This window comes from Kineosporia corallincola, assembly GCF_018499875.1.
Lineage (GTDB): Bacteria > Actinomycetota > Actinomycetes > Actinomycetales > Kineosporiaceae > Kineosporia > Kineosporia corallincola.
The window spans coordinates 117,640-137,065 of the sequence record NZ_JAHBAY010000003.1 but is presented as its reverse complement, the minus strand read 5'-3'; the positions used below and the strand labels follow the sequence as shown (position 1 = coordinate 137,065).

At 71.3% G+C, this 19,426-nt stretch carries 15 protein-coding genes; 3 read left to right on the top strand and 12 right to left on the bottom strand.

Annotation, left to right across the window (positions count from 1 at the left end):
* The first annotated feature begins 45 nt into the window (after positions 1–45).
* From KIH74_RS07835 to KIH74_RS07825, 3 genes are read left to right on the top strand one after another with little or no spacing between them, the layout of a single operon-like run.
* Positions 46–1,410 carry a hypothetical protein gene (locus KIH74_RS07835; protein WP_214155137.1) on the top strand — a complete coding sequence of 455 codons (1,365 nt, stop codon included), beginning with the start codon at positions 46–48 and terminating at the stop codon, positions 1,408–1,410.
* Positions 1,407–2,759 (top strand): GntT/GntP/DsdX family permease, encoded by a 1,353-nt coding sequence (locus tag KIH74_RS07830; protein WP_214155136.1) that lies wholly within the window; start codon positions 1,407–1,409, stop codon positions 2,757–2,759. Before KIH74_RS07835 ends, KIH74_RS07830 begins: the two co-directional genes overlap by 4 nt.
* A gap of 17 nt (positions 2,760–2,776) precedes the next feature.
* Entirely contained in the window at positions 2,777–3,586 is an 810-nt protein-coding gene (locus KIH74_RS07825; protein WP_214155135.1) for a DeoR/GlpR family DNA-binding transcription regulator, read from the top strand.
* Between the two features lie 41 nt (positions 3,587–3,627).
* Here KIH74_RS07825 and KIH74_RS07820 read toward each other — a convergent pair whose 3' ends face one another.
* The 12 genes from KIH74_RS07820 to tkt all read right to left on the bottom strand — a co-directional run bounded on the left by KIH74_RS07820 (position 3,628) and on the right by tkt (position 19,268).
* A complete protein-coding gene (locus tag KIH74_RS07820) occupies positions 3,628–4,284 on the bottom strand; it encodes a DUF899 family protein (protein WP_214155134.1) in 657 nt (218 codons plus the stop codon).
* Positions 4,285–4,375: 91 nt separating this feature from the next.
* A complete protein-coding gene (locus KIH74_RS38430; RefSeq protein ID WP_214155133.1) occupies positions 4,376–5,956 on the bottom strand; it encodes a GGDEF domain-containing protein in 1,581 nt (526 codons plus the stop codon).
* A gap of 202 nt (positions 5,957–6,158) precedes the next feature.
* Complete coding sequence (locus KIH74_RS07810; RefSeq protein ID WP_214155132.1) at positions 6,159–6,737, bottom strand: hypothetical protein; 579 nt, start codon at positions 6,735–6,737, stop codon at positions 6,159–6,161.
* Positions 6,738–6,792: 55 nt separating this feature from the next.
* On the bottom strand, positions 6,793–7,119 hold the full coding sequence (locus KIH74_RS07805; RefSeq protein WP_281417763.1) for a LysR substrate-binding domain-containing protein: 327 nt from the start codon (positions 7,117–7,119) through the stop codon (positions 6,793–6,795).
* On the bottom strand, positions 7,116–9,449 hold the full coding sequence (locus KIH74_RS07800) for a FlgD immunoglobulin-like domain containing protein (RefSeq protein WP_214155130.1): 2,334 nt from the start codon (positions 9,447–9,449) through the stop codon (positions 7,116–7,118). The genes KIH74_RS07805 and KIH74_RS07800 overlap by 4 nt, the downstream gene beginning before the upstream one ends.
* A gap of 193 nt (positions 9,450–9,642) precedes the next feature.
* Positions 9,643–10,710: a peptidase C39 family protein gene (locus tag KIH74_RS07795; RefSeq protein ID WP_214155129.1), complete on the bottom strand. Its 1,068-nt coding sequence runs from the start codon at positions 10,708–10,710 to the stop codon at positions 9,643–9,645.
* Positions 10,711–10,857: 147 nt separating this feature from the next.
* Positions 10,858–11,586: a 6-phosphogluconolactonase gene (gene pgl / locus KIH74_RS07790; RefSeq protein ID WP_214155128.1), complete on the bottom strand. Its 729-nt coding sequence runs from the start codon at positions 11,584–11,586 to the stop codon at positions 10,858–10,860.
* Complete coding sequence (locus tag KIH74_RS07785) at positions 11,583–12,512, bottom strand: glucose-6-phosphate dehydrogenase assembly protein OpcA (protein ID WP_214155127.1); 930 nt, start codon at positions 12,510–12,512, stop codon at positions 11,583–11,585. Before KIH74_RS07785 ends, pgl begins: the two co-directional genes overlap by 4 nt.
* Complete coding sequence (gene zwf / locus KIH74_RS07780; RefSeq protein ID WP_308113642.1) at positions 12,509–14,053, bottom strand: glucose-6-phosphate dehydrogenase; 1,545 nt, start codon at positions 14,051–14,053, stop codon at positions 12,509–12,511. Before zwf ends, KIH74_RS07785 begins: the two co-directional genes overlap by 4 nt.
* A 173-nt stretch (positions 14,054–14,226) precedes the next feature.
* Positions 14,227–15,855 carry a phosphoglucose isomerase-related protein gene (locus KIH74_RS07775; protein WP_372492024.1) on the bottom strand — a complete coding sequence of 543 codons (1,629 nt, stop codon included), beginning with the start codon at positions 15,853–15,855 and terminating at the stop codon, positions 14,227–14,229.
* 41 nt (positions 15,856–15,896) lie between these two features.
* Complete coding sequence (gene tal / locus KIH74_RS07770; protein ID WP_214155124.1) at positions 15,897–17,018, bottom strand: transaldolase; 1,122 nt, start codon at positions 17,016–17,018, stop codon at positions 15,897–15,899.
* A 141-nt stretch (positions 17,019–17,159) separates the two neighbouring features.
* Complete coding sequence (gene tkt / locus KIH74_RS07765) at positions 17,160–19,268, bottom strand: transketolase (RefSeq protein ID WP_372492023.1); 2,109 nt, start codon at positions 19,266–19,268, stop codon at positions 17,160–17,162.
* Positions 19,269–19,426 lie beyond the last annotated feature (158 nt).

Below are 19,426 nucleotides of genomic sequence, written 5' to 3'. Positions count from 1 at the left end.
GGTCTCACCCTCGGCGGCCCGAACGATCTTCTGGTTAGGAACACCATGAACCTCGGGTTGCTGCTCTCACAGCACGGTCCGGCAGTCGTCCGCTACGCCCTCTCCGGGGCCGGTGGCGGATTCGGTCGTACCCTCCTCGCCCAGACGCTGCTGATCGACGCCCTACACCCCTCCGTGCTCTGCGACGTGGACCCGGAGAAGGTCCACGCGCTCTGCCTAGAGCTCGGTTACGACGCGGACGACCTGGTGATCTGCCGTACCGCCGACGAACTCACCCGGACGGACGCGCGGAAGATCGCCATCGTGCCCGGCGCGGACCTGCTCGACCCGGAACGGTTCGACATCCTGGTCGAGGGCACCGGCAGCCCGGCCCACGGTTACCGGATGGCCCGTGCCGCCCTGACCGCCGGCCGTCACGTCGCCATGGTCAGCAAGGAGGTCGACTCGGTCACCGGCGTCGAGCTGGCCCGCGTCGCCGCCGCGCACGACGTGGTCTACACCCCGGCGGACGGCGACCAGCCCGCGAACCTGCTGGCCCTGATCAGCTGGGTGCGCACGCTCGGCCTGGAGATCGTGGCCGTCGGCAAGTCCGGCGAGTACGACGTGGTGCTGGACGGCGACGAGATCCGCTACCTCGACACCACCGTGCCCGCGGGTGACCTGCCGGGCCTGATGACGCTCGGCGACGACATCGGCCAGACCCTGCTGAAGCGCGCCGAGACGGTGAAGAGCCTGAAGCTGCGCGCGGCCGCCGACCCGTGCGAGATGTCCGTCGTCACCACGCACGGCGGTTTCGTGCCCGACGTCGAGCCGCTGCACTACCCGCTCACCCGGATCAGTGAGCTCGCCGACGTCTACAGCCTGCGTGAGGACGGCGGAATCCTCGGAAAGCCCGGCGTGGTGGACGTGTTCACCGTGCTCCGGCGTCCCGACGAGGCCAGCTTCGCGGGCGGCGTGTTCGCCGTGGTGCGCACCGGCGACGCCGGGACCTGGAAGCTGCTCGAGGGCAAGGGCCACGTGGTGAGCAAGGACGGCAAGTACGCCTGCCTGTACCTGCCCTACCACGTGATGGGTGTGGAGACCGCGATCTCGCTGCTGTCGGCCGTGCGCCTCGGGGTCGGCTCGGGCGTCGAGAACCCGCGCCAGAACGCCGTGATGGCCGGGCGCGCCCGCACCGACCTGCCCGCCGGCACCGTGCTGACGATGGGCGGGCACCACCACGAGATCGACGGTGTGGACCCGGTCATGCTGGCGATCGAGGACGCCCCGGACGACACCGCGCCGTTCTACCTGGCCGCGCACGCCACCCTGGCCCGCGACGTGAAGGCCGGCGAGCTGGTCACCTTCGCCGACCTGGCCGACGCCGACGCCGGCCTGGTGGACGCCTGGACGAACGGCCTGCGCGCATGAGCGCCGAAGTGGTCTCGCTGATCTGGGCATTCGCCGCCGTGGTCGTGCTGATCCTGATGATCACCCGGCTGAAGCTCAACCCGTTCCTCGCGCTGTCGATCACGGCGATCGGGCTCGGCCTGGTCAACGGGCTCACCCCCGGCGAGGTCATCGATGCCTTCAAGGACGGCGTGGGCTCGATCCTGGGTGGCACCGCGCCGACCATCGGCCTGGGTGTGGTGCTGGGCAGCCTGCTGCTCGGCTCCGGCGGCGCCGACAAGATCGTGGACTCGTTCCTCGGTCAGCGCCCGGTCGCCTGGATTCCGTCGCTGATCTGCGTGGCGGCCGTGATCATCGGCCTGCCGCACCTTTTCGACGTCAGCTTCGTGATGCTCGCGCCGCTGGTGTACACCGTGGCCCGCCGCCGCAACGTGCACCTGCTGTGGGTCGGCCTGCCGCTGGCGGCCGGTCTGTACGTGTCGCACGGCCTGCTGCCCCCGCACCCCTCACCCACCGCCGCGGTCAGCGCGTACGGCGCCAACACCGGCCTGACCATCGCCTACGGCCTGATCATCGCGGTGCCCACGGCGATCGTCTGCGGCCCGCTGTTCACCCGGTTCGCTAAGCGCTGGTTCGGCCCGGCCCCCGACCTGGACGCCGGCCCGGCGCCGGTCACCGACGTGGAGCCGGAGCGTTCCGGCCGGCCGGTCTCGCTGGCGCTGAGCCTGATCTCGGTGCTGCTGCCGCCCGTGCTCATGCTCATCGGCACCGTGGGGACGGCGAACACCGCGGAGGGCACCGCGCCCTACAACGTGTTCGAGGCCCTGAACGACTCGATCATCTCGCTGCTGATCGCCGTCGTGTTCGCGTTCTTCGCCCTCGGCCTGCGCAGCGGTTACTCCACCGCCCAGCTGAACAAGATGTCGGGCAAGGGCCTGAGCGCCGTCGGCCCGATCATCCTGATCCTGGGTGCGGGTGGCGCGCTGAAGCAGATGTTCACGGCCACCGGGGTGGACGCGATCATCGCCGACCACGCCGGCAACTGGTCGATCCCGGCCGTCGCGCTGGCCTGGCTGGTCGCCGCCCTGCTGCGGATCTGCCTGGGCTCGGCCACGGTCGCGACCACCGCCGCCACCGGCATCGTGGCGCCGCTGCTGGCCGCCGACCCGACCCTGTCGCCGGAACTCCTGGTGCTGGCCACGGCCTCCGGCTCGGTGATGCTGTCGCACGTCAACGACTCCGGGTTCTGGCTGTTCAAGGAGTTCTACCAGCTGTCGGTGAAGCAGACCTTCCGCACCTGGACGCTGTTCCTCAGCATCCAGTCGCTCATCGGTCTGGTCGGTGTTCTGGTGCTCGACGCGATCATCTGATCAACTGACCCATTGAGATGAGTGAGGAAACCACGGACACCCCGCTGATCCCGGATCAGCGTCGCGAGTTGCTGCTGAAACACCTACAGCGCGAGCGGGTGCTGTCGGTGCACCAGCTCACCGACCTGCTCGAGGTGTCGCACATGACGGTGCGCCGCGACATCGCCACCCTCGAGCGGGAGGGCCGGGTCGTGCCGGTGCCCGGCGGTGTGCGCATCGCCGGGGCACCGGGCAGCCGGCACCTGGCCGCCGAGGCGTCGCGGCTCGACAAGTCGATGGTGGAGCCGGCCGAGAAGGCGGCCATGGCGGCGCGGGCCGCCACCGAGGTGCTCACCGAGCAGATGACCGTGTACCTCGACGCCGGCACCACCATCGCCCAGCTGGTGCCGCACCTGGTCGAGCTGCGGGGGATGACCGTCGTCACCAACGATTTCGCGATCGTCGACGATCTGCTCGTCTCCGAGGCCGACATCGAGGTGATCCACGTGGGCGGTGCGGTGGACCGGCAGAACCGTTCCAGCGTGGGGGTGCTCGCCACCGCGGTGCTGGAGCGCATCGCCCTCGACGTGGCGTTCATCTCCAGCAGCTCGTGGGACCTGCGCCGCGGGGTGACCACCCCCTACCCCGACAAGGTGGCCGTGAAGCACGCCGCGATGGCCGCCGCCACCGAATCGGTGCTGGTGGCAGGCAGTTCCAAGTACGGCCGGTTCGGCATGTACCGGGTCTGCGAGCTGGGCGACCTGTCTCTCGTCGTCACTGATTCGGCGCTGGCCCCGGCTGACGCGGAGGCGATCCGCGCGGCCGGGGTGAAACTGGCCGAGGCCTGAGAGGCCGCGCCCGCATCCCCTCCGGTGCGGGCGCGGCCGGCTCACTCGTCCCGGGGCCGCCACCACTCGTAGGGCGGGGTCTGCGGCCAGCCCTCGGGGGAGTCCTCCCAGGTCTCGCCGCGCCCGAAGGGGGCGATGTCCATCATGCTGAAGTCGAACCGGAACCGGTCGGCGCCCCGGCTGGTGGTGAAGTAGGTCTGGTGCACGCCGCCGGGCGTGCGCAGGAACGCGCTGAGGCCGAAACCGTCTCCCGCGCCGCAGTCGGCGCTGAACGTGGTGCCCGCGCTGGAGGCGTAGGGGAACAGCCAGCCGAACCGTGCGGCCAGCCCGGTGAGCCGCTCGATCGGGATGTTCGACACCATGTGCCAGCTGATGTCACGCCGGTTCAGGTGATCCAGGTGCGGCACGTTGTCCATCATCGTGACGCAGCCGGGGCACAACGAGTCCGGCCCGGTGTTCATGAACTGGTACACGATCAGCTGGCCGCGCCCCTGGAACAGGTCGTCCAGCGTGAGCGGGCCGTCCGGCCCGGCGAACGTGTAGTCGCCCATCGCCACCATCGGCAGGCGACGGCGCCGGGCGGCCAGGGCGTCGAGCGCCCGGGTCAGCCGCTTCTCCTCGACCAGCAGGTCGTCGAGATTCCGCTGCCACTCGTGCCGGGGAACCACCGGTGGCGTTGCCGATCGTGTCGTGGTCATACCGATTCCGACCGCGGCCGGCGCCCGAACTCATCGGTGTGAACCGGTCCGGCCGATCGCCGGGCTCGCGGCGGCTTCGCCGGAGGAGCTCTCAGTCGGTGCAGATCCGGTTGCGCCCGGCCGATTTCGCGGCGTAGAGCTGGGAGTCGGCGCGGGCCATCAGGCTGGACCGGGTGTCGCCGGGCACGGCGCACGCCAGACCACCGCTCAGCGTGACGATGCGTCCCGGTGTGATCGTCGTCCATGCGTACTGCTCGACCGACGTGCGCAGGCCGTCGACCACCCGGTGGGCACTCTCCCGGTCGTCGGTGAGCAGGATCAGCAGCAGTTCCTCGCCGCCCAGCCGGGCCGCGAACGAGCCCGGACCGGGCATCTGCGCGGCGGCCTCCAGCAGCCGTGCGACGATGCGCAGCACCTCGTCGCCGACCTCGTGCGAGAACGTGTCGTTGACCGACTTGAAGTGGTCCAGGTCGAGCAGCGCCACGCTGAGCACACCGGCGCCGGGCCGCCAGTCCTCCAGCAGGCCGGGCAGCCGCTCCTCCACGAACAGCCGGTTGCGCAGGCCGGTCAGCGGATCGCGGCGGGCCTCCTCGCGGTAGCGGGCCGCCTCCTCCCGCGCGGTGATCGTCTCGTAGATCGTCTGCCGCGCCCTGGCCTGTGCCTCCCGCTGCTGCGACAGCTGCTTCTGGACGGCCGCGTGGAACGCCTTGTGCGTCTCGAACGCCGCCTTGTAGTCGCCCAGCGCGGCCTGCACCTCGGCCTCCTCCTCCAGGATGCGGGCCTTGGTGTGGGCGAAGTCCTCGCCGCACAGCGACCGGGCACGTTCCAGGGTGGCGGCGGCGACCTCGGTGCTGCCCAGCTCGCGCTGCGCGGTGGCCAGGGTGAGCAGGTACTCCGGCAGCGCGTCGGCGACCTTGGTCTCCATCTGCTGCGCGGCGTCCACGGCCTGCCGGGCGGTGAGGACGGCGGCCTCCGGGTCGCGGCGCAGCAGGTGGATGCGGGCCACCGTGTCGAGCGCGTCGGCGTTCAGCGGACGCTGGTAACGGGTGCTCAGCGCCATCAGCAGCCGGGCCTGGGCCAGGGCCTCCTCGGCGGCGCCGGCCTCCAGCGCCCCGTAGGCCCGGTTGTTGACCACCAGCATGTGCATGCGCCCGTCACCGGCCGCCATCTCCTCGGCCCTGCCGTACCAGATCAGCGAGTCCTCGTGCGCGCCGAGCTCGTCGAGCAGGTCGCCGACCTTGATCAGCACCCGGGTGCGCAGGCGGCGCGGCACGTCGTCGGTGAACGCGGTGACGGCGTCCATCACCATCTCCAGCGCCGTCGGCCGGTCGCCCAGATCGGTGTGCACCCGCGACATCAGCCAGGCCGCGCGCACCATGTGCTCGGGGTTCAGCGGGGTGAGGTCGTCGCGCACGTGATTGACGATGGACGCCGAACGAGCCGGATCGCCGTTGCGCTGGTGCCCCTCCGCCTGCCAGAGCAGCGCGCTGACGGTGGCGTCGTGATCGCCCAGCGCCTCGGCCCGGGCCTGGAGCTGCTGCGCGGTCAGCAGGGCGCGGCCGGGATCGAAGCCGACCACCTCGTCGAGCGCCGCGAGCTCGGCGGCCAGCCCGGTGCGTGGCGCGAGGTCGTCGCGGGGCCGGTCCGCCTCCATCACCCCGTGCCCTTCCACTGGTCCACCTGCTGAGGACATCGGCCGCTGAATGCCGTTCTTGACCGTTCGGGCCCGTTGTCGCCGCCTCATTATGGTCCCGGCCCGATCCGCGCGCGGCCGGGATCCGGCCCGGCGAACGGGACACCGGTGTGCAGGCCTGACGGGTGGGCAGATCAGTGGGCAGGTCAGCAGCGGGTCAGGGGGCGGGCGAGTGGGCGGCTCAGGGGTGCAGTGGCACCGGGCGCAGGTCGCGGGCGAGTAGCTCGGCCTGCCGGCTGAGTGCCCGCAGCACCTCGACCACCGCCTCGGCCAGCTCGTCCGCGCCTTCGATCTCGGCGAGCGGTTCACCGGCGTGCGGCTGCCCTTCGATCAGCCGGGCCAGCCGCCGTTCCTCGCGGTGCGGGAACGAGAAGTCGGAACGGACGTCGTGGAGCGAGCTGCGCACCACCGCCGCGGCCGGGCCGGAGACCTCGGACAGCAGCGTGCCGACCCGCTCCAGCCAGCGCGAGTCGCCCTCGGCGGCCAGCTCGACCTCCTCGGTGAGCCGGTTCGACATCTCCAGCTGGAGCCAGTCCAGGGCGGGGCGGATGTCCTCGTGCTCGTCGTAGGGCAACTGGAGAGCGCGGGCGACGAACGTGCGCGCGCCGGGCTCGTCGTCGTCCTCCAGATGGGCGATGGCCTTGTGCAGCAGGTTTCCCGCGGCGTCGAGGGCGGCCGAGGAGTCGTCGAGATGCAGGATCCCGGAGGCCATGCGGGCGACGGCGAGGGCGTCGCCGGGGAGGTCGGTCGCGGGCGGCATGTCCGGTGGATCGGCCGGCCGGGCGCGGTTCTTGAACTTTACCGGCCGGGCCGGTTCAGACCAGGTCGGCCCAGCCCGGGTAGCGCCGGTTGAGCTGCCGGGTGTGCTCGGCGAAGTCGCGGGCGGTGGCGCTGAGGCTGGCCCCGGAGTACCAGGTGAGCCCCATCTGGCGTACCGCCCCCTCGTCGTCGATCGGCACGGTGGCGATGCGCGGGTCGGCCGAGCCGTCGGCCGGCAGGATCGCGATGCCCAGCCCGGCCGCCACGTAGTCGCGCACGGTGGACGCGTCGTCGGCCTCCAGCAGCACGCGCGGCCGGAAACCGGCCCGGCGAACCGGTGCGCCGGGCGGAACGCTGAAAAGAGCTGTCGTGCAGGAGGTCAGGAACCGACCTTGCCGATCTTCACCGTCCCCGTCACCTTCTTCTCACCACGGATCCCGATCACCGCGCCCTCCCCGTCCTTCGCCGAGGCCGTGAGCTGCCAGCTGTAGGTGCCGTTGGCCAGCGGCTTACCGCTGCCGTTGCGGCCGTCGAACGCCAGGTCCCGGATGCTGCCGTCCGGCCCGGTTCCGGTCAGGGTGCGCAGCACCGAACCCGTCTTGGTGCTGCGGACGACGAGCTGCACGTCGTCCACCGGTTTGGACAGGTCGAACTGGGGGTTCCAGGTGTCGGCCCGGCCGTCGCCGTTGGGGGTGAACCCGGCCGGCGCGAAGGTACCGATGAGCCGGGGGTGGTAGTCGCCGGTGTACATCCGGTACACCACGACGGCGCCGGTGCTGACCCGGCGGGCCAGGTAGTGGTCGTCCACCCGGATCGTGCGGCCGGCCGCGGCCAGGGCCCACGGAACGGAGGTGGAGCTGACCGTGCTCAGGGCGTAGGTCTTGGCGTTCGCGTTCCAGGCCAGAACCCCCTCACCCAGCGTCAGTTCGACCAGCGGCCCGGTGATCCTCACCTTGCGGACCTTGGTGGACGACAGAGTGCGCAGGCTGATCTCGCGCGAGCCGGACTGCCAGGCCACGGTGTTGCCCCAGATCGCCACCTTCGGTGAGCTCACCTTGACGCTGCCCAGCCGGCCCGGGTTGCTCGCGGACTTCGGCCGGTCCAGGTCGCGCAGCCAGATGTCCTGGTAACCGGACTTCTTCGCGTCGCGGGTGTAGATCAGCCGGGGCCCGTACAGGTCGTCGTTGCCGTCGTGGTAGCCGATCTCGCCGGACGCCGCCCCGGGCCGGGAGTACAGCAGCTTGCCGCCCGGATCGTAGACGTGACCGGCCGCCACCAGGTAAGGGCCGGAGACGTTCGGGTAGCGGGTGTCGTACTCCCCGGTGGGCTGGAACGAGAACGGCTGCCGCACGGTGGCCGTGGTCCTGCCGCGGTCGAGAAGCCGCCAGGTGAACTGCGATCCGGTGACCACACCGCTGACCACGCCGCGGCCGGCCGAGAACGACATGCTCAGGGACGAGTCGCCGAGCAGGTGCGCACTGCGCTGCTCCAGCTCGGTCTCGTCACCCAGCACCGGTGCGCCCAGGCCGGTCACCGGCCGCGACCAGACCGACATCGGGGCACTCAGGTCGAGCGGGGTGGTGCCGTCGTCGTAGGTGGCGTTGTCGGCGTAGTAGATCCGCCCGGCGGCGAACGAGATCCCGGTGACGCCGGTGTCCGGTGCCGCCACCGTGGCCACCTGGGCGGCCGCGCCGTCGCGCACCGCCCAGACCCCGGCGTCCCCGGTGCGGCCGCGAACGCCGAGCAGCCACCGCGGGCCGTCCGCGGCCAGTCCCTCCGCGTAATCCGGCAGGTCGACCGTGCTCACCACCCCGGAGGGGGTGACGGTGCGCAGCTTCCAGGAGTCCACCCGAGGGACGACGTAGGCCGCGCCGTGGTCACCGGCCACCTTGGGCGTGGCGTCGGCGTAGTCGTCGGTCTCCAGGTAGGTGAACAGCTGCCCGGACGAACGGTCCTGCACCTTCACCACCTGAGGCTTGCCCACCTCGGGGTTCGCCGTCCAGACCATCGTGGTGGGGGAGACGCTGAACTGGTAGATCTGCGCCTCGGTGGCCACGCGCCTGCGGGTGCCGGAGTCGAAATCGACCAGATCCAGGTACCATTCGCTGCGCGCGTCGTTCGTCGTCTCGATCAGCATGCCGTTGGTGGTGAGCTCCACGTGCCACATCGTGCCGGTCTCGGCCACCCGGGTCGCCGTGCCGTCGGCGAACCGGGTCGACACCAGCCAGCCGTCGCTGAAACTGAGCCAGCTGTCCGCGGTGAAGGCCACCGGCCGGGTGGTCACCGTGCCGAGCGCCGTGTCGTTGCCGGTGAGCACGTTCAGCCGGTGCATCTCGTAACGGGTCACGGTGCCGGGGAAGTCGACCACGTAGCCGAGCTGCTGACCCACCACACCGAGATAGGTGGCGTCCCAGGGCCGGTCCTGCGGCACGGCGACCGTCCGCTCGGTCAGCCGGTCGCCCGGCCCACCCGTGTACACGCCCCAGCGGCCCGGGATCGGCTTCTCCATCTGCACCGCGTAGCCCCTGTCCGAGCCGCCCAGCATGCTCAGGTTCACCTGCGGGGCCGGGTGCAGCGGCACGTCGGTGGCGTTGTCCGCGGCGTTCGCGGCCGGACCGAGCAGCGCGGAGGCCAGGGTGGCGGCCAGCACCGCCGCCGCCATGGCGAGGATCGGCGCCCCGCGCCGCGGACGACTGGAACCGTGATCAGGCATGAACGCCCCCACTTCACCGTGAGTCCCCATTGTGTCCACGAGATTTCGTGATCGGCGGGGGAATCCACTCCCCGGGAGCATTTTCGGGCTGAGTGGTCGGTGCGGGTGTCGTCCGTTCGGGCCAGTTCTTGTCGCCGGCGGGGGCGAACGAAGGACGACGAGAACCGTCACGGCCCGGCGTCGTCCTTCGTTGTCAGCTGTTCGACCTGCGCCGGACGAGCACCGCCCCGCGATAGCCCCCGGCCCCGAACGCGGCCATCGCGTCCAGGTCGGCGACACCGACCGGGAGCAGATGGCCGTCCACCCAGCTCTCCCCGAGGGCCGGATCGACGGACGGGTCGTCGAGCACCACGGTGTCGCCGGCCGTGCCGGTGCAGCGCACCCAGTGCGGGAACGGCAGGCCGCGCATCAGGGTGAGGTCGATCAGGAGCAGGGCGCCCGTCCCGGCCCGCACGGCCCCGGCGAGATCGGGCAGCCGCAGCCGTTCCGCCTCGACCGGGATTCCGAGATCGGCTGCCGCCCGCCGGGACTCGCGCTGGAGGGCGGCACGCCAGTCCCGCTCCTGCCCGTCCAGGTGTTCCAGGATCACCGGCCGGTCGGTGTCCAGGGCGACGGTGACGGCCAGCTCGGGGTGGCGTCGGGCGAGCGCGACCCCGAGACCGACCGGCTCGCAGGCCGGATGATTGGTGGCCTCCTGCCAGAAGGCGACCTCGCCGTCGGCGTCGAGGGTCAGGTCGTCGCCGGTGACCGCGGCCGCCGCCGACAGCGCGGTGACAGCGCCGCAGGAGACCAGGGTGGTCTGCGCGTAGTACGGCGTCGGGTGCAGCGTGACGTCGGGTACCAGCCAGCGCACCAGCCCGGTAGCCTGCGTGCCGGTGCCCGGGCCGGACGGCAGTGGCGGGCTCATCGGCACGAAGCCGTGGGCCGAACCGGCCGGCTCACCCTCCCATTTCAGCTGCACCGCACCGGATTCGACGGCGTCGGCGGCGATCGCCTCGATCACGGCGTCGATCGCGGTGGGCTCCCCGGCCGCCCCCACGATCTTCACGGACGCGGTGTGCGGGCGCGCGGTGACCAGGGCGACTGCCGTCCAGGTGCCACCGGTGCCGGTGTCGGTGTGGCCGGCGGTCGCGACCACGAGCCGGGGCCGGGACGCCGAGCGGTCGGCGCCGCACCAGCGCTCCAGCGTCGCGGCCGGTACCAGCTCCCGGACCGGGCCAGGCACGTCGGTGCGGTCGAAGGGGAGGAAAAGGATGCTCATCAGGCACGGACTGTACGTGCCCGGCCGCCGGGACGGCACCCGGGTCACCGACCGCTGGATGGTCACCCGGGTGGTCAGGCGGATGGGGACGCCAAAGGGACGGCGCCAGGCTCTCAGAGCCTGGCGCCGTCCCTTGTTCGCAAGCGGTTACAGCTTCGAGGCGGCCGCCTCGTCGAGCAGCCACAGCGTGCGCTCGGTGCCGCGCACCGCACCGGCGGGCAGGTCCTGGTCACCCAGGGCCCCGGCCACGGCGTCCGCCTTGCCCGCCCCACCGGCCAGCAGCCACACCTGACGCGCGGCACCGATGGCGCCGAGGGTCAGGGAGATGCGCACCGGCGGAGGCTTCGGCGACTCGCGCACGGCGATCGCCGTGCCCTCCGTCACCGCGTAGCCCGGGTGCCCGGGGAACAGCGACGCGACGTGCCCGTCCGGGCCGACGCCCAGCATCAGCACGTCGAAAGCCGGCACGGCGGAACCGAAACCGGCCAGCTCCGCGGCGTAGGCGGCCGCGGCGGCGTCCACGTCGTCACCGAACTCGCCGTCGGAGGGCGCCATCACGTGCACCCTCCCCGGCTCCAGGGGCAGGGCGTCGAGCAGGTACTCGCGCGCCTGCGTCTCGTTGCGCTCCGGGTCACCGGCCGGCAGGAAACGCTCGTCGCCCCACCACAGGTCCACCCGGGCCCAGTCCACGGCGTCCCGGGCGGGGGAGGCCGCGACGGCCTTGAGCAGCGCCCCGCCGTTCGAGCCGCCGGTGAGCACGGCGTGCGCGTGGCCGCGGGCGGCCTGCGCGTCGACGAGCACGGTGATCAGCCGGGCCGCCGCGGCGGCGGCCAGCTGCTCACCGTCGGCCAGGACGATCTTCTCCGGCTCACTCATGCGGAAGCCCCCTCGCGCAGCTTCGGCATGCCCTGGGCCAGGACGTCCGCGAACAGCTCGTCCTCCTCCAGGCGCCGCAGCTCCTCGGTCAGGCAGTCCACGTCGGTGCGGCGGTGCAGCGCGACCCGGCGCTCCGGCTGACCGGGCTGGGTCATCGTGGCCACCGTGCCGTCTTCCCGCACGATCGAGATGTCGCCGGAGGCGCGGGTCAGCGTGACGCCGACCATGCCGGTGCCCGGCTCGGTGTGCTCGATCGTCACCGGGCAGTCCAGGGCGTAGGCCAGCCAGGCGGCCATCAGCTCCACGCTCGGCTTGTCCGCGGCACCCTTCACCGTGGCCGAGGTGACCTCCTCGTACGGCGGCTGGTCCAGCGCCGCCGCGAGCAGCGCCCGCCAGCGGGTGAGCCGGCTCCACGACAGGTCGGTGGTGCCGGGGGCGGCCACCGAGGCCAGCTGGTACAGCGCGGCCACCGGGTCAGCGGCCTTGGAGCTGTCGACGATGCGGCGGGTGGCCATCGTGCCGATCCGCTCGGTCACCGGGTCGGCCGGGGGCTCGCCGGCCCACCAGACCACGACCGGCGCGTCGGGCAGCAGCAGCGGCGTCACCAGGGCCGAGCCGTGGTTGGCCAGCTCGCCGAACAGGCGCAGCACCACCACCTCGGCGGCACCGGCGTCACCGCCGACCCGGATCTGCGCGTCCAGCCGGGAGTCGCCCTCGGTGGCGCCGCGCACGATCACCAGCACGCGGGAGGGGTGCTCCCGGCTGGCGTCGTTCGCGGTGCCGATGGCGTCGTCGGCGTTGGCCTCGTCGGCCACGAGGATCAGCGTGAGCACCCGGCCCTGGGCCACCGCTCCGCTCTCGCCGCGGGCCTCGACGAGGCGCTTGCTGACCTCGTTGGTGGTGGTGTTCGGCAGGTCGACGATCACGGGACCCTCCAGCTACGTCCGTCGCGGGCCAGCATGTCGTGGGCCGAGGCCGGGCCCCACTGGCCGGGGTAGTAGGCCTCGGGCTGCTTGCCGGTCGTCTCCCAGTGCTTGGTGAAGGGGTCGAGGATCTTCCAGGAGAGCTCGACCTCCTCGTGCCGGGGGAACAGCGGCGGGTCACCGAGCAGGACGTCGAGGATCAGCCGCTCGTAGGCCTCGGGGGAGGACTCGGTGAACGACTCGCCGTAGCTGAAGTCCATGTTGACGTCGCGGACCTCCATCGCCGTGCCGGGCACCTTGGACCCGAAGCGGATGGTCACGCCCTCGTCCGGCTGAACCCGGATGACGATGGCGTTCTGGCCCAGCTCGCCGGTGGCGGTGTTGTCGAACGGCAGGAACGGCGCCCGCTTGAACACCACCGCGATCTCGGTGACGCGGCGGCCCAGGCGCTTGCCGGCCCGCAGGTAGAACGGCACCCCGGCCCAGCGGCGGGTATCGATGTCGACGCGGATGGCGGCGAAGGTCTCGGTGATCGAGTCCGGCGCGATGCCGTCCTCCTCGAGGAAGCCGATGACCGCCTCGTTGCCCTGGTAGCCCTTCGAGTACTGGCCCCGCGCGGCGGCGGAGTCCAGGTCGGCGGGAACCCGCACGGCGGAGAGCACCTTCTCCTTCTCGGCCCGCAGATCCTTGGCGTCGAACGAGATCGGCTCCTCCATCGCGGTCAGCGCGAGCAGCTGGAGCAGGTGGTTCTGGATCACGTCACGCGCCGCGCCGATGCCGTCGTAGTACCCGGCCCGGCCGCCGATCCCGATGTCTTCCGCCATCGTGATCTGCACGTGGTCCACGTAGTGGGCGTTCCAGATCGGTTCCCACAGCTGGTTCGCGAACCGCAGCGCCAGCAGGTTCTGGACCGTCTCCTTGCCCAGGTAGTGGTCGATCCGGAACACCGAGTCGGGCGGGAACACCGACTCCACGACCTCGTTCAGCTCACGCGCCGAGTCCAGGTCGTGGCCGAACGGCTTCTCGATCACCACCCGGCGCCAGGAATCACCGTCCTGCTCGGACAGGCCCGAACGCGCCAGCTGCTTGGTCACCACCGGGAACGCGCCCGGCGGGATGGACAGGTAGAAACCGTAGTTGCCGCCGATGCCGCGTGTGGTGTCGAGCTCGGCCAGCACCTCGGCCAGCCGGTCGAACCCCGCGTCGTCGTCGAAGTTGCCCTGCACGAACCGCAGGCCCTCGGCCAGCTGGTCCCACACCTCGGTGCGGAACGGGGTCCGCGCGTACCGGCTCACGGACGCCCGGACCTGCTCGGCGAAGTCGGCGTCCGACCAGTCCCGGCGGCCGTAGCCGACCAGGGAGAAACCGGGCGGCAGCAGGCCCCGGTTGAACAGGTCGTAGATGGCCGGCATCAGCTTCTTGCGGGCCAGGTCGCCGGTGACCCCGAACATCACGAGGCCACTGGGGCCGGCGATTCTGGGCAGCCTGCGGTCACGGTCGTCGCGCAGCGGGTTCTCGCTGGCACTCACCCGGGTCGGGCTCACCGTTGTTCCTCTCAGAGCTTTCAATCGAAAAATGGTGGACGTCGAGGAGCTCGTGACATGCCCACGCATGTGGAACCAAGTCCGGCGGGACCTTGGTCATTCCCGTCATCCGTACGCGAAGGGTGGGCCTGCTGTTCCCCGTATCAGCAGACCCACCCCTCGAACACGTACTGCTAGCGGCTCAGCACCCGGATCAGCTCGGCCAGACCGGCCTCCCGGTCGGCCAGGTGCAGACGCAGCACCGGCCGGTCGTGCTGGGCCAGCACCGTGGCGTCACCGGCGGCCTGGGCCCCGATCAGCTTGCCGAAGGTGAACGGCCGGTCCGGGATCTCCAGGTCCTTCGCGGAGTCCGCGGTGATCTGGAGGTAGACCCCGACCGGGGCGCCACCCTTGTGGAACTGACCGGTGGAGTGCAGGAACCGCGGCCCCCACCCGAAGGTGACGGGCCGGCCCGTGCGCTTGGCCAGCGGGTCGCGCACACCCTCCAGCTCGCTCTCGGCGAGCCGGTCGAGGTATGCCATCACGGCCAGGTAGCCCCGGCCCGGCAGCTGTGCGAGCAGGGCGTCCACGGCGGCCTCGACGGTGGTGGCACCGTTGAGCAGACCCGGGGTGGCCCGGATCTCGATGCCGCCGTCGACGGCGTCGGCCGGCTCCGGCTCCGGCGTGGCGTCGAGCAGGCCACGGGCGGCGGCCTTCGCGCTCTCCACGTCGGGCTGGTCGAACGGGTTGATCCCGATCAGGCGCCCGGCCACCGCGGTGGCGTACTCCCAGAGCAGGAACTGCGCACCCAGCGGCCCGTTCACCGTGACGGCCGCCGGGGCGTCCGAGGCGGTGGGCGCCGTGGTGGCGTCGGAACCGATCGGGGCCAGACGCACCACGACCGTGTCGTCCGCGGGGGCGGTGACGTCCGGCGCCTGCGGCGAGGCGACCACCGGCAGCAGGCCGGTGCCCTCCTTGCCGGTGCTCTCGGCGATCAGCTGCTCGGCCCAGTCACCGAAACCGTTGATGCCCGAGCCGTAGTCGGCGAACACCACCTTGTCGCGGAAACCGTTCGAGCCCGGCGTGGGCGAGCCACCGAGGACCGCACCGAGCACCAGGCCCGGGTTCGCCTCGACGTCCTCGGCGAGCTGGTCGCTGACCGCGGCCGCCTCGTCGAGCAGGGCGCCCACGTCGACACCGGCCAGACCGGACGGCACCAGGCCGAACGCGGTCAGCGCCGAGTAGCGGCCGCCGATCGTCGGGTCGGCGCTGAACACGGCGCGGTAGCCGGCCTCGTTCGAGGCCTTCTCCAGCGGCGAGCCCGGGTCGGTGACGACGACGATGCGGCGCTTGGCGTCGATCCCGGCGGCGGTGAAGGCAGCCTCGAAAACGCGGCGCTGGCTGTCGGTCTCGACCGTGCCGCCGGACTTGCTGGAGACCACGATGACCGTGCGCTCCAGCTCGACCAGCGCGCTGCGCACCTGGCCCGGATCGGTGGTGTCCAGCACGACCAGGTCGACCCCGGCCGTCTTGGTGATCACCTCGGGGGCCAGCGACGAACCGCCCATGCCGCACAGCACGACCCGGTCGACGCCCTCGGCGAGCAGCTCGGCCCGCAGCGCCTCGATCGGCTCGACCAGCGGCCGGGAGGTGTCGGCCAGGCCGACCCAGCCCAGGCGGACGGAGGCCTCGGACACGGCGGCGTCACCCCAGAGGGTGGCGTCCTTGCCCGCGATCCGCGAGGCCACCTTGTCGGCGACCAGCGTGGACAGGTGCTTCTCCAGTGCCTTCAGCGCGTCGGCACCGGCGGGGGTGACGGTCACGTCGGCGGCCACGTCGTCGGCGGGCCAGACGTCGGCCTCGCTCACTCCGCGACCCGCGCCTTGGCGCGCTCCAGCTCGTCGGTCACCGAGCCCAGGAGCTCGGCCCAGCTCTTCTCGAACTTGTCCAGGCCCTCGACCTCGAGCAGGTTGACGACGTCGTTGTAGTCGACGCCGACGGCGGCCAGGGCGTTCATCGTCTCGGTGGCCTTGGCGTAGGAGCCGGTCACCGTGTCACCCGTGATCACACCGTGGTCGAAGGTGGCCTCCAGGGTGGCCCCCGGCATGGTGTTGACCGTGTTCTTCGCGACCAGCTCGGTCACGTAGAGGGTGTCGGGCAGCGACGGGTCCTTGACTCCGGTCGAGGCCCACAGCGGACGCTGCACGTGCGCGCCGGCCGCGGCCAGCTCCTGCCAGCGGGCGGTCGCCACGGACTCCTCGAAGGCCTGGTAGGCGAGCTGGGCGTTGGCCAGACCGGCCTTGCTCTTCAGCGCCAGGGCCTCGTCGGTGCCGATCTTGACCAGGCGCTTGTCGATCTCGGTGTCGACACGCGACACGAAGAACGAGGCGACGGAGCGGATCGTGGACAGGTCGATGCCCTTGGCCTTGGCCTGCTCCAGGCCGGCCAGGTAGGCGTCGATGACGGCGCGGTAGCGCTCGAGCGAGAAGATCAGCGTGACGTTGACGCTGATGCCCTCGGCGATCACGGCGGTGATGGCCGGCAGGCCCTCGACGCTGGCCGGGATCTTGATCATGGCGTTCTTGCGGTCGACGGTCGCCCAGAGCTTCTTGGCGCTGTCGATCGTGCCCTCGGTGTCACGCGCGAGCCGCGGGTCGACCTCGATCGAGACCCGGCCGTCCTGGCCGTTCGTCGAGTCGTAGAGCGGCTTGAACACGTCGGACGCCGAACGCACGTCGTCGGTGGTGATCTCGAAGACCGCGAGGTCGACGTCCGCGTTCTTCTTCGCGAGAGCGTCCACCTGGTCCTGGTAGCGGTCGCCCTTGGACAGCGCGTTGGCGAAGATGGTCGGGTTGGTCGTGACGCCGACCACGCCGCGCTCGGCGATCAGCTTCGCCAGGTCGCCGCTCTCCAGCAGCTCGCGGGACAGGTCGTCCAGCCAGACCGAGACGCCGTTGGCGGCAAGGTCTTTGGTTGCGTTGCTCACGAATGTGCCTCCTGTTGCGGGTGCCGTGCGGCGTCCGCACGGCTCATTCTCGAAACCGGCCCGTCTCCCGCGTCCTCGTCGACGCCGGGAGACGAACCGGGTGGTGCAGGTGCTACGCGCGCTTCGGGTTGAGCGCGCGAGTCACTCGGTGCCGCGCAGGCTCTCCTTGGCGGCCTCGACCACGGCGTCCGTGGTGATGCCGAACTCCTTGAAGATGCGCTTGTAGTCCGCGGAGGCGCCGTAGTGCTCCAGCGAGATGCTGCGGCCGTTGTCACCGACCAGCTCGCGCCAGCCGAGGGCGATGCCGGCCTCGACCGAGACCCGCGCCTTGACGGTGTGGGGCAGCACGGTCGCCTTGTAGTTGGCGTCCTGCTCGTTGAACCACTCGATGCACGGCAACGAGACGACCCGGGTCGGGATTCCCTCGGCCTGGAGCACCTCACGGGCCTCGACCGCGAGCTGGACCTCGGAGCCGGTGCCCATCAGGATCACCTTGGGGTCGCCGCCGTCGGCCTCGGCCAGGATGTACCCACCGCGCGCCACGCCCTCGGCGCCGTTGAAGCCGGGGGCCTCACGGTCGAAGGTGGGCAGGTTCTGACGGGACAGGATCAGGCCGACCGGGCCGGAGTTGCGCTCCAGCAGCGAACGCCAGGCCCACGCGGTCTCGTTGGCGTCGGCCGGGCGGACCACCGACAGGTTCGGGATCGCCCGCAGCGCGGCCAGGTGCTCGACCGGCTGGTGCGTCGGGCCGTCCTCGCCCAGGCCGATGGAGTCGTGGGTCCACACGTAGGTGACCGGGATGTCCATCAGCGAGGTGAGCCGGACGGCGCCCCGCATGTAGTCGCTGAACTGGAGGAACGTGCCGCCGTAGGGGCGGGTGTTCCCGTGCAGCCGGATACCCGCGAGGATCGAGCCCATCGCGTGCTCGCGGATGCCGAAGTGCAGCGTGCGGCCGTACGGGTCACCGGTCCACGTGCTGGTGGAACGCCGCGACGGGATGAACGACGGCTCACCCTTCATCGTGGTGTTGTTCGACTCGGCCAGGTCGGCCGAACCGCCCCACAGCTCCGGCAGAACCGGGGCCAGGGCGTCGAGGACGGCGCCGGAGGCCTTGCGGGTGGAGACGTCCTTGCCGGCCGGGAACGACGGCAGCGCGCTCTCCCAGCCGTCGGGCAGACGGCCCGCCGCGAGACGCTCGTGCAGGGCGGCGCGCTCGGGGTTGGCGGCCTCCCACTTCTTGAAACCGTCCAGCCAGGCGGCCTTCAGGGCCTGACCGCGGTCGATCGCGCCGCGGACGTGCTTGAACACCTCGGGCTCGACGTAGAAGTCCTGGTCGGCCGGGAAGCCGAGCAGTTCCTTCGTGGCCTTGATCTCGTCCAGGCCGAGGGCCGAGCCGTGCGAGGCACCGGTGCCCTGCTTGGTCGGGGCCGGCCAGGCGATGATCGTGCGGAGCAGGATGATCGACGGCTTCGAGGTCTCGGCCTTGGCCGCCTCGATCGCGTCGGCCAGCTGCTGGACGTCTTCGACGTACTCGCCGGTGACGGTCCAGTCCACCTTCTGCACGTGCCAGTGGTACGCCTCGTACCGCTTGGCGACGTCTTCGGTGAAGGCGATGTCGGTGTCGTCCTCGATGGAGATGTGGTTCTGGTCGTAGATCACGACCAGGTTGCCCAGCTCCTGGTGACCGGCGATCGACGAGGCCTCGGAGGTGACACCCTCCTGGAGGTCACCGTCGGAGGCGATCACGTAGATGTGGTGGTCGAACGGGCTGGTGCCGGGCGCGGCCTCGGGGTCGAACAGGCCACGCTCACGACGGGCGGCCATCGCCATGCCGACCGCGGAGGCCAGACCCTGGCCGAGCGGACCGGTGGTGATCTCGACGCCGGCCGTGTGGCCGTACTCCGGGTGACCGGGGGTCAGCGAGCCCCAGGTGCGCAGCGCCTTCAGGTCTTCCAGCTCCAGGCCGTAACCGGCCAGGAAGAGCTGGACGTACTGGGTGATGCTGGAGTGCCCGGCGGAGAGCACGAAGCGGTCGCGGCCCACCCAGTTCGGGTCGGTCGGGTCGTGCTTCATGACCTTCTGGTACAGCGTGTACGCCGCGGGGGCGAGGCTCATCGCCGTCCCGGGGTGACCGTTCCCGACCTTCTGCACCGCGTCGGCGGCGAGCAGGCGCACGGTGTCCACCGCGCGCTTGTCCAGGTCGGTCCACTCAAAGGTGGCGCTAGTTGCCGCGGTGTCTGTCACGACGATCTGGATCCTTCCCTACATGGTTTTCTCAAGATCGAGCCTAGCCCGGGCCGGGGAGCCGGGCCGTTCCAGGCGCGCGTGCGTGAACTCTTGCAGGCCAGTTCGGGCCGCTGATGTCCGGACAGACTTCAACAGGTGTAGCGGAGTGTCCGCGTGTCCGG

Coding starts and splice junctions, on each gene's coding strand:
- KIH74_RS07835 (WP_214155137.1), top strand. CDS start 46: ATGAACCTCGGGTTGCTGCTCTCACAGCACGGTCCGGCAGTCGTCCGC.
- KIH74_RS07830 (WP_214155136.1), top strand. CDS start 1,407: ATGAGCGCCGAAGTGGTCTCGCTGATCTGGGCATTCGCCGCCGTGGTC.
- KIH74_RS07825 (WP_214155135.1), top strand. CDS start 2,777: ATGAGTGAGGAAACCACGGACACCCCGCTGATCCCGGATCAGCGTCGC.
- KIH74_RS07820 (WP_214155134.1), bottom strand. CDS start 4,284: ATGACCACGACACGATCGGCAACGCCACCGGTGGTTCCCCGGCACGAG.
- KIH74_RS07810 (WP_214155132.1), bottom strand. CDS start 6,737: ATGCCGCCCGCGACCGACCTCCCCGGCGACGCCCTCGCCGTCGCCCGC.
- KIH74_RS07800 (WP_214155130.1), bottom strand. CDS start 9,449: ATGCCTGATCACGGTTCCAGTCGTCCGCGGCGCGGGGCGCCGATCCTC.
- KIH74_RS07795 (WP_214155129.1), bottom strand. CDS start 10,710: ATGAGCATCCTTTTCCTCCCCTTCGACCGCACCGACGTGCCTGGCCCG.
- pgl (WP_214155128.1), bottom strand. CDS start 11,586: ATGAGTGAGCCGGAGAAGATCGTCCTGGCCGACGGTGAGCAGCTGGCC.